This is a genomic window from Burkholderia territorii, from assembly GCF_902833055.1.
GTDB classification, from domain to species: Bacteria; Pseudomonadota; Gammaproteobacteria; order Burkholderiales; family Burkholderiaceae; genus Burkholderia; species Burkholderia territorii.
Genome location: NZ_CADFEJ010000016.1, coordinates 108885 through 123226, shown reverse-complemented (window position 1 = coordinate 123226; position 14342 = coordinate 108885). Strand labels below are relative to the sequence as shown.

General features: G+C 67.6%; 16 protein-coding genes and 1 tRNA gene. 3 read left to right on the top strand and 14 right to left on the bottom strand.

Going from position 1 to position 14342, the window contains the following annotated elements; all coding sequences use genetic code 11:
- Positions 1-24: 24 nt before the first annotated feature.
- From HW466_RS23720 to hemN, 12 genes are all read right to left on the bottom strand, one after another.
- Positions 25-330, bottom strand: a complete 306-nt coding sequence (locus tag HW466_RS23720) for an urease subunit beta (protein ID WP_059507075.1) — start codon at positions 328-330, stop codon at positions 25-27.
- Between the two features lie 13 nt (positions 331-343).
- The gene (ureA, locus tag HW466_RS23715; protein ID WP_006048588.1) at positions 344-646 is read right to left on the bottom strand and encodes an urease subunit gamma; all 303 of its coding nucleotides are present in this window, start codon (positions 644-646) and stop codon (positions 344-346) included.
- Between the two features lie 236 nt (positions 647-882).
- Positions 883-1758: an urease accessory protein UreD gene (locus HW466_RS23710; protein ID WP_059543747.1), complete on the bottom strand. Its 876-nt coding sequence runs from the start codon at positions 1756-1758 to the stop codon at positions 883-885.
- Between the two features lie 176 nt (positions 1759-1934).
- Entirely contained in the window at positions 1935-2627 is a 693-nt protein-coding gene (gene urtE, locus HW466_RS23705; protein ID WP_059800325.1) for an urea ABC transporter ATP-binding subunit UrtE, read from the bottom strand.
- Between the two features lie 4 nt (positions 2628-2631).
- The gene (gene urtD / locus HW466_RS23700; RefSeq protein WP_059507077.1) at positions 2632-3489 is read right to left on the bottom strand and encodes an urea ABC transporter ATP-binding protein UrtD; all 858 of its coding nucleotides are present in this window, start codon (positions 3487-3489) and stop codon (positions 2632-2634) included.
- Complete coding sequence (urtC, locus tag HW466_RS23695; RefSeq protein WP_060346006.1) at positions 3486-4673, bottom strand: urea ABC transporter permease subunit UrtC; 1188 nt, start codon at positions 4671-4673, stop codon at positions 3486-3488. Before urtC ends, urtD begins: the two co-directional genes overlap by 4 nt.
- Before the next feature lies 1 nt (position 4674).
- Positions 4675-6294 (bottom strand): urea ABC transporter permease subunit UrtB, encoded by a 1620-nt coding sequence (urtB, locus tag HW466_RS23690; RefSeq protein ID WP_151005860.1) that lies wholly within the window; start codon positions 6292-6294, stop codon positions 4675-4677.
- A 126-nt stretch (positions 6295-6420) separates the two neighbouring features.
- The gene (gene urtA, locus HW466_RS23685; protein ID WP_059448240.1) at positions 6421-7728 is read right to left on the bottom strand and encodes an urea ABC transporter substrate-binding protein; all 1308 of its coding nucleotides are present in this window, start codon (positions 7726-7728) and stop codon (positions 6421-6423) included.
- A gap of 551 nt (positions 7729-8279) precedes the next feature.
- Positions 8280-8603: a rhodanese-like domain-containing protein gene (locus tag HW466_RS23680; RefSeq protein ID WP_006758748.1), complete on the bottom strand. Its 324-nt coding sequence runs from the start codon at positions 8601-8603 to the stop codon at positions 8280-8282.
- Between the two features lie 14 nt (positions 8604-8617).
- Positions 8618-9274: a protein-L-isoaspartate O-methyltransferase family protein gene (locus HW466_RS23675; RefSeq protein ID WP_059507080.1), complete on the bottom strand. Its 657-nt coding sequence runs from the start codon at positions 9272-9274 to the stop codon at positions 8618-8620.
- A 104-nt stretch (positions 9275-9378) separates the two neighbouring features.
- Positions 9379-9636 (bottom strand): hypothetical protein, encoded by a 258-nt coding sequence (locus HW466_RS23670; RefSeq protein ID WP_059448113.1) that lies wholly within the window; start codon positions 9634-9636, stop codon positions 9379-9381.
- Positions 9637-9708: 72 nt separating this feature from the next.
- Positions 9709-11100 (bottom strand): oxygen-independent coproporphyrinogen III oxidase, encoded by a 1392-nt coding sequence (hemN, locus tag HW466_RS23665; protein ID WP_151005862.1) that lies wholly within the window; start codon positions 11098-11100, stop codon positions 9709-9711.
- Between the two features lie 170 nt (positions 11101-11270).
- On the opposite strand from hemN, the gene HW466_RS23660 reads away from it, so the two are divergent.
- The 3 genes from HW466_RS23660 (at position 11271) to HW466_RS23650 (ending at position 13220) form a co-directional block, all read left to right on the top strand.
- Entirely contained in the window at positions 11271-11588 is a 318-nt protein-coding gene (locus HW466_RS23660) for a YkgJ family cysteine cluster protein (RefSeq protein WP_059448115.1), read from the top strand.
- 141 nt (positions 11589-11729) lie between these two features.
- The gene (locus tag HW466_RS23655) at positions 11730-12311 is read left to right on the top strand and encodes a DUF1439 domain-containing protein (protein WP_059448116.1); all 582 of its coding nucleotides are present in this window, start codon (positions 11730-11732) and stop codon (positions 12309-12311) included.
- Positions 12312-12389: 78 nt separating this feature from the next.
- Positions 12390-13220, top strand: coding sequence for an undecaprenyl-diphosphate phosphatase (locus HW466_RS23650; RefSeq protein ID WP_059448117.1), 831 nt, complete (start codon positions 12390-12392; stop codon positions 13218-13220).
- Positions 13221-13338: 118 nt separating this feature from the next.
- Here HW466_RS23650 and trmB read toward each other — a convergent pair whose 3' ends face one another.
- Positions 13339-14106 (bottom strand): tRNA (guanosine(46)-N7)-methyltransferase TrmB, encoded by a 768-nt coding sequence (trmB, locus tag HW466_RS23645; protein WP_059507083.1) that lies wholly within the window; start codon positions 14104-14106, stop codon positions 13339-13341.
- Positions 14107-14239: 133 nt separating this feature from the next.
- A tRNA-Gly gene (locus HW466_RS23640) sits at positions 14240-14314 on the bottom strand.
- Between the last annotated feature and the right edge of the window lie 28 nt (positions 14315-14342).

Genomic DNA, 14342 nt, shown 5'->3' with positions numbered 1-14342 from the left:
TGTTCCTGAAGAGCGGGGCGCCGCTTACAGCGGCCCCATCACCTTGCCCTGAAAACCGTAGACGGCGCGCTCGCCGGCCAGCTCGACGAGCTCGACGGTGCGCGTCTGGCCCGGCTCGAAGCGCACGGCCGTGCCGGCCGCGATGTTGAGCCGGAAGCCGCGCGCCACCGCGCGGTCGAACGACAGCGCGTCGTTGACTTCGAAGAAGTGGTAATGCGAGCCGACTTGCACCGGGCGGTCGCCGGTGTTCGCGACGACGAGCGAGACCGTCGCGCGGCCCGCGTTCAGTTCGTGCTCGCCGTCGTCGGTGAGGATTTCGCCGGGGATCATGCGTGCTACCTCGTCACGGAATCGGGTGGTGGACGGTGACGAGCTTGGTGCCGTCCGGGAAGGTCGCCTCGACCTGGATGTCGGGGATCATCTCCGGCACACCTTCCATCACGTCGTCGCGCGTGAGCAGCGTCGTGCCGTAGTGCATCACCTCGGCGACGGTCTTGCCGTCGCGCGCGGCTTCCATCAGCGCGGCGGTGATGAACGCGACCGCTTCCGGATAGTTGAGCTTCAGCCCGCGCGCGCGGCGGCGTTCGGCCAACAGCGCCGCCGTGAAGATCAGCAGCTTGTCCTTTTCTCGGGGAGTCAGTTTCATGAAGGCAGTCGTTCAGGAAAACGTAATTTTTATCGGTGCGCGGGGTTTCCGGCCGAGGCGCGGGTCATCGTAGCACCGCGCCGTTTCTTGTGCGTCGTGTAGCCGTTATGTAAGCAGCAAGGTGCGTGCCATGCCGGAGGAACGGGCATCGATGCGCGATCGTGGTGCGCGATGCATGGATCATGGGCAACGCGGGCGGCGCCGCCGCGCCGAAACGGTGCGTGCGCGCCGCGCGCTCAGGTCTGCCAGAGGCGCAGCGGCCGCGCGTCGACGCCGTGCACGAGCGGTCGCAGGTAAAGCCAGCAGTCGGTGAAGTGACGCTGCAGCGTTTCCATCGACGTCGATACCGCGCGCACCAGCACGACGCCCGGCGTCACGCAGGTCGCGCCCGCACGCAGTGTGTCGTCGAACGGCATCCGCGCGGCGAGGGCCTCCGCGAGCGCGGCATCGCACGCGGCACCGGCCGCCCACAGGGTGCCGTACACGGGAAAGCCGGCGAGGCCCTGCAGCGCGTCGCGCAGCGGATCGTGCGCGTCGAGCAGCGCGCGCTCGGTCCATAGCGGCCGTCCGTCGGCATCGACCAATGCCGAACCCGATGCGATGCGCCCCGCCGACCACGTTTCGCCGGCCGCCTGACGGCCGAGCTGCGTCGTATCCCAGCCAATCGCGCTCGCGCCGGCGCCGAGCCTTACCGTGAAGTCGAGCGAGGCGTGCGCCGCGTCGAAGAACAGGTTGTTCTGCGGCAGCCAGTCGAGCTTTGCGTGCTCGCCGACCGTGATGCCGATGCGCTGCGTCGCGTCGAGGCCGTTCGACTTGTACCACTTGGTCGCGCCGGGCGTCGTCAGCACCGCGTGCGTGCCGCCGCCGAGCGTGATGTCGATGTCGAGGCGGTCGCCGCCCGCGACGCCGCCCGGCGGGTGAACGATGACGGCGTGGCAGATCGCGTCGCCTTCCGGATACAGCGGCCGCTGCACGCGCAGCGGGCCGTCGTGCAGCCGGTGGACGAGCGTCGTGCGCGCGCCGTGCCGTTCGAAGCCGAGTTCGAGACGGCCGCGCCACGACTTGGCGACGGCGGGGCGGGACAGCGGAGCGTGGGAATCGAGGGCAGACATCGACGGGAAGCAGCAGAGGGGCGCGGTGATCATGGATGCTACCGCAACACGGCACGCTCGGGGTGTGCGGGGTGCCGAACGTAGCGACAGCGACGGCAGCCGCGATGCCGGAGTTCGTCCGGCATGCGTCGATCGACGGCGCCGTGCGGCGACGTCATCGCGTGCCGTATGCGCCGCTACACCGCGATCAGCTCGCGCACGCCGTTCGTCTCCATGTCGTGTGCGTCGCCGCCCGCTATGACCTCGCCGCGGCTCATCACCCAGTAACGGTCCGCGATCGAGCGCGCGAAGTCGTAATACTGCTCGACGAGCAGCACGGTCATCCTCGATTCGTCGACGAGCTGGCGCAGCGTGCGGCCGATGTCCTGGATGATCGACGGCTGGATGCCCTCGGTGGGCTCGTCGAGGATCAGCAACTGCGGCTCGCTCATCAGCGCGCGGCCGATCGCGAGCTGCTGCTGCTGGCCGCCCGACAGGTCGCCGCCGCGCCGTGCGCGCATGTCCTTCAGCACCGGGAACAGGTCATAGATGCGGTCGGGCACTTTCGACGGCGCCTTGCGGCTTGCCGCGCCGACGAGCAGGTTCTCCTCGACGGTGAGGCGCGGAAAGATGTCGCGGCCCTGCGGCACGTACGCGAGGCCGGCCGCGACGCGCGCATACGGCGGCAACGTGCCGAGCGCCGTGCCGCGCCACGACACGCTGCCGCTCTTCGCGGCGACGACACCCATCAGGCAACGCAGCAACGTGCTCTTGCCGACGCCGTTGCGGCCGAGCAGCACGGTGAGCTTGCCTTCGTCGGCGGCCAGCGTGACGTTGCGCAGGATGTGGCTGCCGCCGTAGTACTGGTTCAGTGCATCGATCTTCAGCATGGGATTACCGTCCGAGGTAAGACTCGATCACCGCGTCGTCGCGCTTGACCTGGTCGAGCGTGCCTTGCGCGAGCACCGCGCCTTCGGCCATCACCGTCACGCGGCCGGTGTCGCCGGCGAGCGCCGCGACGAACTCCATGTCGTGCTCGACGACCATCATCGAGCAGGTGCCGCGCAGCGTGTTCAGCAGCTTCGCGAGTTCCATCGTTTCGTGATCCGTCATCCCGGCCGCCGGCTCGTCGAGCAGCAGCAGCGCCGGGCGCTGCATCAGCAGCATGCCGATCTCGAGCCGCTGTTTCTGCCCGTGCGACAGCTCGCCGGCCGCGCGATAAGCGTCGCTTTCGAGGCCGATGAGCGCGAGCGTCTCCTCGATCTTCGCCTGCGCGGCGCGGTCGAGCCGCGCGCGCAGCGACGCGAGCCAGCCCTTGTCGGTCTGCATCGCCAGTTCGAGGTTTTCCCATACCGGGTGCTGCTCGAACACGGTCGGCTTCTGGAACTTGCGGCCGATGCCCGCGCGTGCGATCTCGGGTTCGCTCATCCGCGCGAGATCGATGGTCTGGCCGAGAAACACCTTGCCCGCATCGGGGCGCGTCTTGCCGGTGATCACGTCCATCATCGTCGTCTTGCCCGCGCCGTTCGGGCCGATCACGCAGCGCAGCTCGCCCGCGTCGATCGCGAGCGACAGCTTGTTCAGCGCGCGAAAGCCGTCGAAGCTCACCTCGATGTCCTCGAGGTAGAGGATCGTGCCGTGCGACGTGTCGATGCCGGGTGGCACCACGCGGCTCATCGATGCGGTGCCGCTGACGGTCAGCAGCTCGTCCTCGGCCGGCGGCGTGAACTGGTAGAGGGCCGTGCCGTTCATGCGCGTTTTCCTTTTGCGAGCAGCGTGTCGACGAGGCCCATGATGCCGCGCGGCAACAGCAGCGGCACGAGCACGAAGATCAGGCCGAGAAAGAACAGCCAGTATTCGGCGAAGTACGCGGTAAAGAGGCTTTTCGCACCGTTCACCGCGAACGCGCCGACGATCGGCCCGATCAGCGTGCCGCGCCCGCCCACCGCGACCCAGATCGCCATCTCGATCGAGTTGCCGGGCGACATCTCGCCAGGGTTGATGATGCCGACCTGCGGCACGTACAACGCGCCCGCGATCGCGCACAGCACGGCCGACAGCGTCCATACGAACAGCTTGTACGCGAGCGGGCTGTAGCCGAGGAACATCAGCCGCGTCTCGCCGTCGCGCACCGCGGTGACCACGCGCCCGAGCTTGCTGGTGACGATCGCGCGCGCGGCGATGAACGCGAGCACGAGCGTCGCGAAGGTCAGCAGCAACAGCACGGTGCGCGTGCCGGGCGACGTGATCGGAAATCCGGCGATGCGCTTGAAATCGGTGAAGCCGTTGTTGCCGCCGAAGCCCGTCTCGTTGCGAAAGAACAGCAGCATCGCGGCGAACGTCAGCGCCTGCGTGATGATCGACAGGTACACGCCCTTCACGCGCGAGCGGAACGTGAAGAAACCGAACACCCACGCGAGCACGGCCGGCACGAGCACGACCAGCGCGAGCGCCCAGGCGAGATGCTGCGTGCCGCTCCAGTACCAGGGCAGTTGATGCCAGTCGAGAAACACCATGAAGTCGGGCAGGTCGCTGCCGTACTTGCCGTCGCGGCCGATCTCGCGCATCAGGTACATGCCGATCGCATAACCGCCGAGCGCGAAGAAGAGGCCATGGCCGAGACTCAGGATTCCGCAATAACCCCAGACGAGATCGAGCGCGAGCGCGGCGATGGCGTAGCACATCAGCTTGCCGGCGAGCGTCATCGCATACGCGGACAGATGGAACGCGCTCGCTTCGGGCGCAACCAGCGCGGCGAGCGGCACGCCGATGCCGATCGCAACGCACAGCGCGACGAGCGCGAGCCACGCGCGGCGCGACAGCAGCGCGGGGCGGGGCGGCAGGCCGAGCGCGAAACCGTCTGCCGCACGTGCGGCGGCCGCGGGCTTCGGCGCGTCGGCGACCGGGTTCGGCAACGAATCGGTGATTGAAGTCATGTCAGGCCTCCGCGCTGCGTCCCTTCGGGGCGAACATGCCCTGCGGACGTTTCTGGATGAACAGCACGATCATCACGAGCACCGCGATCTTCGCGAGCACGGCGCCCCAGAACGGCTCGATCGCCTTGCTGACGAGGCCGAGCCCGAAGCCGCCGAGCACGGTGCCGGCAATCTGGCCGACACCGCCGAGCACGACCGCCATGAATGAATCGATGATGTAGTTTTGCCCGAGGTCCGGGCCCACGTTGCCGATCTGCGACAGCGCGCAGCCGCCCAGGCCCGCGATGCCCGCGCCGAACGCGAACGCATACGCGTCGACGCGCGCGGTCTTCACGCCGACACAGGCGGCCATCCGGCGGTTCTGCGTGACCGCGCGCACGAACAGGCCGAGCCGCGTCTTCGTCAGCACGCCCCACGCGACACATACGACCGCGAGCGCGAACGCGAGGATCGCGAGCCGGTTGTACGGCAGGATCAGATTCTGCATCACGGTCACGCCGCCGCTCATCCACGACGGGTTCACGACCTGCACGTTCTGCGCGCCGAACAGCATGCGCGTCGCCTGGATCAGGATCAGGCTCACGCCGAAGGTCGCAAGCAGCGTTTCGAGCGGGCGGCCATACAGGTGCCGCAGCACGAGCCGCTCGAGCACGATGCCGACCAATGCGGCCGCCGCGAACGACACCGGCACGGCGATCAGCGGATACCAGTCGAACGCCGCCGGCACGTAGCGCTGGGTCAGCGTCTGCACGACATAGGTTGCGTACGCACCGATCATCAGGAATTCGCCGTGCGCCATGTTGATCACGCCGATCAGCCCGTACGTGATCGCGAGGCCGAGCGCCGCGAGCAGCAGCACGCTGCCGAGCGACAGGCCCGCGAACACGGTGCCGGCGATCTCGCCGCGGCGCTGCAGCGCGTGCAATGCGTCGAGTCCCTGTTGCGCGGCTTCGCGCACGCGCGCATCGGGCTCGGCGAAGCTGCCGTCGGCATTCGTTGCGACGAGCGGGCGCAACTGTTCGATCATGTCGAGGTCGCGGCGCGCGGCCACCACTTGCACGGCTTCGAGGCGCTTTGCCGGATCGGCATCGTGCAGCGCGGCGATCGCCCATAGCGCGTCGAGGCGGCGCTTCAATGCCGGATCGGTTTCCTTCGCGCGTGCGCGATCGATCATCGGCTTGAGTGCCGGGTCGGGCGACTTCAGCAGCGCGTCGATCGCGTCGCGGCGTGCGGCGACGTCGGGCGACGCGAGCGCGAGGCCCGACAGCGCGCCGGCGATCTTCGTGCGCAGCAGATTGTTCAGCATCACGGGCTGAGCATCCCCGGCCGGCGTCGCGGCCTGCGTGAGCGCATCGTGCGCGGTGTCGCCGGTCTGGATCAGCAGGCGTCCGTCGCCGGTCGCGAGTGCGTCGCCGCTCGACAGCGCATTGAGCAACGCGACGGCGCGCGGGTCGGCATCGGCGGCGAGATGGTCGATCGCGGCCGCCTTGGCGTCGAAGTCGTCGCCGGCGAGCGCGGCGGTATCGGCCGCCGTCAGCGCGAATGCGGCACGCGGCAGCGTAGCCGCCAGCGCGGCACAGGCGACGATCGCGACGGCGGCGCGGCGAAAGCGTGTAGGCATCGGGAAATCCTGTGGGGCGTGGGAAAGCGAATGCATGCGGCAGTGGGGGCCGGTGCGTGACCGAACGCGTGCCGCAAGCCTGCGCTTCACGGAGCGCCACGCCGGTGCGCGGCGCTCCTCGTCGCGTCAGGCCAGCGCCGCGCGCTGCCGGCGCAGGAACGCCGGGATCGAGCTGACGATGTCCGGCTTGCCCTGGTTGCCGGCGATGAACGGGCTCCACGGCTGCGCGCGCACGGCCGTCTTCGTCTTCCACACGACGTTGAACTGCCCGTCGCCGCGGATCTCGCCGATCATCACCGGTTTGTGCAGGTGGTGATTGCCGTCCATCGAGAGCGTGAAGCCCGACGGCGCGGCGACCGTCTGGCCGATCATCGCGACGCGCACCTTGTCGACATCGGTGCTCTTCGCCTTCTCGACCGCCTGCTTCCACATGTGGATGCCGACATAGGTTGCTTCCATCGGATCGTTGGTCACGCGCTTCGCGCCGCCCGGCAGGTTGTTCGCCTTCACCCACGCGGCGAACTGGTCCTTGAACTTCGTGTTCGTCGGATTCTTCACCGACATGAAGTAGTTCCACGCGGCGAGGTGGCCGACGAGCGGCTTCGTGTCGATCCCGCGCAGTTCTTCCTCGCCGACCGAGAATGCGACCACCGGCACGTCCGTCGCCTTGATCCCCTGGTTGCCGAGCTCCTTGTAGAACGGCACGTTCGAGTCGCCGTTGATCGTCGAGATGACGGTCGTCTTGCCGCCCTGCGCGAAGTTCTTGATGTTCGCGACGATCGTCTGGTAATCGCTGTGGCCGAACGGCGTGTAGACCTCCTGAATGTCGGCTTCCTTTACGCCCTTCGACTTGAGGAACGCGCGCAGGATCTTGTTGGTCGTGCGCGGATACACGTAGTCGGTGCCGAGCAGGAAGAAGCGCTTCGCGCCGCCGCCTTCCGCGCTCATCAGGTACTCGACGGCGGGGATCGCCTGCTGGTTCGGAGCTGCGCCCGTGTAGAACACGTTGCGCGACATTTCCTCGCCTTCATATTGCACCGGGTAGTAGAGCAGGCCGTTCAGTTCCTCGAACACCGGCAGCACCGACTTGCGCGACACCGACGTCCAGCAGCCGAACACGCACGCGACCTTGTCCTGCGTGAGCAGCTGGCGCGCTTTCTCCGCGAACAGCGGCCAGTTCGACGCGGGGTCGACGACCACGGGCTCGAGCTTGCGACCCATCACACCGCCGCTCTTGTTGATGTCGGCGATCGTCATCAGCGCCGTATCCTTCAGCGACGTTTCGGAGATGGCCATCGTGCCCGACAGCGAATGCAGGATGCCGACCTTGATCGGACCCGTGCCCGCATCGGCCGCATGCGCGAACGGGCTCTTGCCCGCCAGCGCGAGTGCACCGGCCATCGAACCGAACTTCAGCAGACTGCGACGTTTCATCGAGTTCCCCTTGACGTGTTGGATTGGCGTGCGCCGTGACGGCGCCGGCATCGAACTAACGCAAGGCATGTGCCAGTCGCGCGGATGCACGCCGGGCGTGCCTGTGAGCGGCGGCGCGACGCGTTTGCGTGGTGCGCGTGACGCGTCGTGCAGCATCCGCGACCCGTTGCGGTGCAGTCGCGCGGGCGCAAATGGTGCATGGCGTGCGCCCGTGTGCGAGCGCGAACGTCACTGGCTGACGGAAATGCGGAATCGATCGATGCGCGTGCATCCAGCCGCATCGTGGCGGCGCCGCCGTGCACAAGGGGAGTGAAGTGCGAAGGGAACGACGAAGCGATTCCGTCGACGGCGGCGATGCCCGGATGCTCGCTCTCGCTCGCTATCGAACCGGCGCGGACGGTCGACGCGCCGAAGCAATCGGAGGAGGAGGAAAGAGAATGGAGAAGCAGAAACGCAAACGGGCGCGCCATGCGCGCCCGTTCGGCGGAGCGGGGCGATCGGCTGCGGCGCAGCCGGTCGCCTTGGCGGCGCGCGATGCACCGCCGGGAACGTCAGTAACGCGGCACGGACGGATCGACGTCGCGCGACCACGCGTCGATCCCGCCTTGCAGGTTGTACAGCTTCGTGAAGCCGCGCGATTCGAGGAACATCGCGACCTGCGCGCTGCGCATTCCGTGATGGCACACGCAGACGATTTCCGCTTCGTCGTCGAGCTCCTCGCTGCGCGCGGGGATCTGCTGCATCGGGATCGACACGCTGCCGGCGATCTGCGCGGTCGAGATTTCCCACGGCTCGCGCACGTCGAGCACGACCGGCGCGGGACGCGCCGGATCGCGCAGCCATTCCGCGAGCATCGCGGGTGTCAGGATCTGCATGGAGGCTCCGCCGCTCAGAACTTGAAGCGCGACGGCTCGATCGCGTTGACGAGGTGATCGACGTAGGTTTCGAACACGTCGGCGACACGGTACTGCTTGTCGTCGATGCGCGTGATGATCTGCGCCTTCATCACCGGACGGCCGCCGACGAACGCCGACAGGCGGCCGCCGACCTTCAGCTGCTCGAGCATCTGCTGCGGCACGACCGGCAGGCCGCCCGCGACGCAGATCACGTCGTACGGCGCCTTGTCGGGCCAGCCGAGCGAGCCGTCGCCGAGCACGACTTCCGCGTTCGTCACGCCGTCGTTGCGCAGGTTGTCTGCCGCGAACCTGGCGATGGCCGGATCGATATCGACGGCCGTCACGTGCTGCGCGCGATGCGCGAACAGCGCGGTCAGATAACCCGAACCCGCGCCGACGACGAGCACGTTCTCGTGCTTCTTGACCGCCAGTTCCTGCAGCACGCGCGCTTCGACGCGCGGGAACAGCATCTTGCTGCTGCCGCCGGGCAGCGGCAGCTCGAGGTCGGCGAACGCGAGAGCGCGGTGTTCGGGCAACACGTAGTTTTCGCGCTTGACGATCGACAGCAGGCCCAGGACGTCCAGATCCAGCACATCCCACGGCCGGATCTGTTGTTCGATCATGTTGAAACGCGCGTTTTCGATATTCATGGTGTGGTCACGCAGCCAGGTCGGCCATCAGCGGGGATAGAGAAACTTCGTGATTGTACCAAACGGGGCGCCGGCAAAGCCTTCAGACGGCCTGCAACAGACCTTTACCCCTTGCTCTTCTTGATCTGTGCCTCGAATGCGAGGTCGAGCTTGCTGGCCTTGCGCGGTTTTTTGGGGCCAAATTCGTCGACGAACCTGACGAATTCGTCGAGCGGCAGCGGCTCGCTGCGCTTCTCGGCGGTGCCGCCGGAGCGGTCGACCAGATAGAACAGGCCGCCCGCCATCGCGACGGCCGCGAACTGCGGGTTGCCGGAACGGGTCTTCAGGCGTTCGACCGCGTTGGTTGCTTTGGTGGTGCGCATCGTGCGGATTCTTGCAGGGGCGTTGAACCCCTTACTTTATCAAACCGGCCGCCCGCATGTGGCCGTGCGGCTTCAGACGGTGCGCGAGTAGCTTTGCCGCGGCGTCCGGCCGAGATAGGCGTCGAACGTCATCGCGATGTTGCGCACGACCATCCGGCCGGGCGGATGGATCGTCAGCCGATCGCCGCCGATGGTCAGCAGCCCGTCCTGCTCGAACGCGCGCAGCGCGTCGAGCTCGCGCGCGAAATGATCGGCGAAGCGCACGCCGTGCGCGGCCTCGATATGCGAGAACGGCAGTTCGAGGTTGCACATCAGCTGGGTGATCACGTCGCGGCGCAGCCGGTCGTCGGGCGTGAGCCGCACGCCGCGCGCGATCGGCAGCCGCCCGGCGTCCAGCGCGGCGCCGTACGCCGGCAGGTCCTTCGCGTTCTGCGCATAGACGTCGCCGACCTTCCCGATCGACGACACGCCGAAGCCGACCAGATCCGTATCCGCGCGCGTGCTGTAGCCCTGGAAGTTGCGCTGCAGCGTGCCGTTGCGCTGCGCGCGCACGAGTTCGTCGGTCGGGCGCGCGAAGTGATCCATTCCGATGTACACGTAGCCGGCCTGCGTCAGCATGTCGATCGCGAGGCCGAGCAGCGCGACGCGCGTCGCGGGCGCCGGCAGCGTCGCGTCGTCGATCTGCCGCTGCATCTTGAACAGGTGCGGCATGTGCGCGTAGCCGAATACGGAGAGGCGGTCGGGCGCGAGTTCGATGATCGTCTCGAGCGTGCGCGCGAACACGGCGACCGTCTGGTGCGGCAGCCCGTAGATCAGGTCGACGCTGACCGAATGGAAGCCCGTCGTGCGTGCGGCCGACAGCAGGTCGGCCGTCATCTCGAGCGGCTGGACGCGATTGATCGCCTGCTGCACGACCGGATCGAAATCCTGCACGCCGAGGCTCAGCCGGTTGAAACCGATGTTGCGCAGGTGGACGAGCGTCGCGGGCGTGACCGTGCGCGGGTCGATCTCGATCGAGAATTCCGCGTCGGTGTCCGGCGCCAGCGCGAAATGTTCGCGGGTGGCCACCATCAGCTCCGCCGTTTCGTCGTCGGACAGGAAGGTCGGCGTGCCGCCGCCCCAATGCAGCTGCGTGACCGGGCGCGCGGGATCGAACAGCGCGGCCTGCAGCGCCAGTTCGCGCTTCAGTTGATCGAGATACGGGCGCGCGCGGCGGCGGTTGTTGGTCGCGATCTTGTTGCAGCCGCAATAGAAGCAGGCCGTATTGCAGAACGGAATGTGGAAGTACAGCGACAGGTCGCTCGACGACGCGCCCGGATCGCCGGCCGCGCGAACATAGTCGGCCGGGTCGAAATCGTCGCGGAACTGCAGCGCGGTAGGGTAGGACGTATAGCGCGGCCCGTTCGTGCCGTACTTGGCGAGCAAATCGGGACGGAACAGTGAGTCGGCAGAACCGGAACGCATGATGGTCTCGCGCTTTTTAGATGCTTTCGAGTATATAAACGCGCGTTCCGCCTGCATTGTGTAATAACGTCGCAGCCGACGGTGGCACAATGCGCGGTGGGCGGCCGCGCGCTGCGTCCGGTTGCCGCACCGTTTTTCGTTGTTCGTGAGAGAGTCGAGTGTCCGTCGAAATGCCTGTCCGTCCGGCGCCCGCCGATGTCCCGCCGCCGCATGCGTGCCGCGAGCGGTGCGGCGCGTGTTGCATCGCGCCGTCGATTTCGTCGCCGATTCCGGGGATGCCCGACGGCAAGCCGGCCGGCGTGCGCTGCGTGCAGCTCGGCGACGACCTGCGCTGCCGGATCTTCGGCCGGCCCGAGCGGCCCGCGTGCTGTTCGGGGCTGCAGCCGTCGGACGAGATGTGCGGTGCGTCGCGCGACGACGCGCTCGCGTGGCTGACGCGCCTCGAGGTCGCGACGCAGCCGTCGCCCGGTGCCAGCGCCGCCCGCTGACGCATTGCCCGCGCTGCCGTTCATCGGCCCGCCCATGGAACCGGCCACGCGCGCCGAAGCACTAACGTCGGTCCCCGGCCTTGCTGGCGGCCGGGCCGGTAAGCCGGCCGCCGCTGCCCCCGATACAGGAGATTGTTCAGCATGACCGCATCTTGCACGCCCGGCCGGCGCCGCTTTCTCGCCGCCTGCGCCGGCGCCATCGGCGTGTCGGTATCGCTCGCCGCCTGCGCGTCGACGTTCCCGTTCATCCCCGATCACTACACGTTCTCGCGCGGCGACGTGCAGAAAGCCGTCGCGCGCAAGTTTCCGTACCAGAAGACGGTCGCGCAGGTCGTCGACGTGTCGCTCGCCAACCCGGCCGTCAACCTGCTGCCCGACCAGAACCGTGTCGCCGTGCAGCTCGACGCGCATTTCGCGAGTCCGTTCCTGCGCGAACCGGTGAGCGGCAAGTTCACCGTGTCGGGCCAGCTGGCTTACGACGCGCCCAGCCGTTCGGTCGTGCTGAAGGCGCCGGCCGTCGACAGCCTCGTACTCGACGGCAACGCGCAGATGTACGCGCAACAGGTCGGTGCGGCCGCGGGCCTGCTCGCAACGCAGTTGCTGACCAACTATCCGATCTACACGTTCAAGCCCGAGCAGCTGCAATTTGCCGGCGTGAACTACGAACCCGGTACAATTACGATCCTTACAAACGGCATACGCGTCGCGATCGTCGAAAAGTGACGGCGCACCGCGCGCGGCCGGGCGGGCCGCGGCGGTGACGCGGCCCTTTCTTTCGACTACTTCGGAGTTGGGCCACGGATGGACTGGATCCTGATCTGCAAGGCATTGATCCTCGGCGTCGTCGAGGGGCTGACGGAATTCCTGCCGGTGTCGAGCACCGGCCACCTGATCGTCGCGGGCAGCTTCCTGAATTTCAACGATGCGCACGCGAAGACCTTCGATGTCGTGATCCAGTTCGGCGCGATCCTCGCGGTCTGCTGGGAATACCGGCAACGAATCGCGTCCGTCGTGTCCGGGCTGCCGAGCCGGCCCGACGCGCAGCGCTTCACGCTGAACGTCGTGATCGCGACGATTCCCGCGATCGCGCTCGGCCTGCTGTTCGAGAAGAAGATCAAGGCCGTGTTGTTCTCGCCGGTGCCGGTCGCGTTCGCGCTCGTCGTCGGCGGCGCGATCATCCTGTGGGCCGAGGCACGGCAGCGCGAACGCAGCGAGCCGCCGCGCGTGCAGTCGATCGATGCGCTCACGCCGCTCGACGCGCTGAAGGTCGGCATCGCGCAGTGTTTCGCGCTGGTGCCGGGCATGTCGCGCTCGGGCTCGACGATCATCGGCGGGATGCTGTTCGGCCTCGAGCGGCGCGTCGCGACCGAATTCTCGTTCTTCCTCGCAATTCCGATCATCTTCGGCGCGACGCTCTACGAAACCGTCAAGGACTGGCAGGCGTTCACCGTCGATTCGCTCGGCTTGTTCGCGCTCGGGCTCGTTGCCGCGTTCGTCAGCGCGTTCGTGTGCGTGCGCTGGCTGCTGCGTTTCGTCGCGACGCACGACTTCACCGTGTTCGCGTGGTATCGCATTGCGTTCGGCCTGTTCGTGCTGTTAGTGGGTTACAGCGGATGGCTGAACTGGGCGTGATGCCGGGGCGGGGGCAACGGCGCTTCCAATAGCAAACGGCCCGATCGGCAGCAGATGCCGGTCGGGCCGTTCGTCATTGCGCGGCGGGCAGCGTGCGTTGTGCGCGCTGCGTGTTGTATCAGCCGGCGCGTTTGCGGAACACCAGGTCCCACACGCCGTGGCCGAGCCGCAGCCCGCGCCGTTCGAACTTCGTGACGGGGCGGTAGTCGGGGCGCGGCGCGTAGTCGGCGGCCGTGTTTTCGAGCGTCGGTTCGGCGCCGAGCACTTCCAGCATCTGCTCCGCGTAGTTTTGCCAGTCGGTCGCGCAGTGCAGGTACGCGCCGGGCTTCAGGCGCGATGCGAGGTGCGCGACGAGCGGCGGCTGGATCAGCCGGCGCTTGTGGTGGCGCGCCTTGTGCCACGGATCCGGGAAGAAGATGTGCACGCCGTCGAGGCTTTCCGGCGCGAGCATGTGCTCGAGCACCTCGACCGCGTCGTGCTGGATGATGCGGATGTTCGTCAGGTCCTGCTCGCCGATCAGTTTCAGCAGCGCGCCGACACCCGGCTCGTGCACTTCGACGCCGAGGAAGTCGTCGCCCGGGCGATGCGCGGCGATTTCTGCCGTCGATGCGCCCATCCCGAAGCCGATTTCCAGGATGCGCGGCGCGCGGCGGCCGAACACGGCGTCCCAGTCCGGGATCTCCGCCGCATACGGGACGACGAAGCGCGGACCGAGCTCGTCGAGCGCGCGGCGCTGGCCGGTCGACACGCGGCCGGCACGCGTCACGAAGCTGCGGATGCGGCGGCGGTGCAGCGGGTTGACTTCGTCGGCGCCGTCGGCGGCTTCGTCGGGAAGGGCGGCGTCGTCCGGCGGCAGGCCGGCTTCGTTCGGATCGTCGTGCATCATCGGTGACAGAGAAAGGCTCGGTTCGGGCGTGGGCCCGTCATGCGCAGCGGTGCTGCCGGATGAACCGGCAGATGGTACAAAAAAGCCGCCTTCGACGAGGCGGCTCTTGCGCAGGCTGCCGGGCAGCCGAAGGTGGAGCGGGCGATGGGAATCGAACCCACGTCATCAGCTTGGGAAGCTGAGGTAATGGCCATTATACGACGCCCGCAGAACGCGTAATCATACAGGGTTTGCGC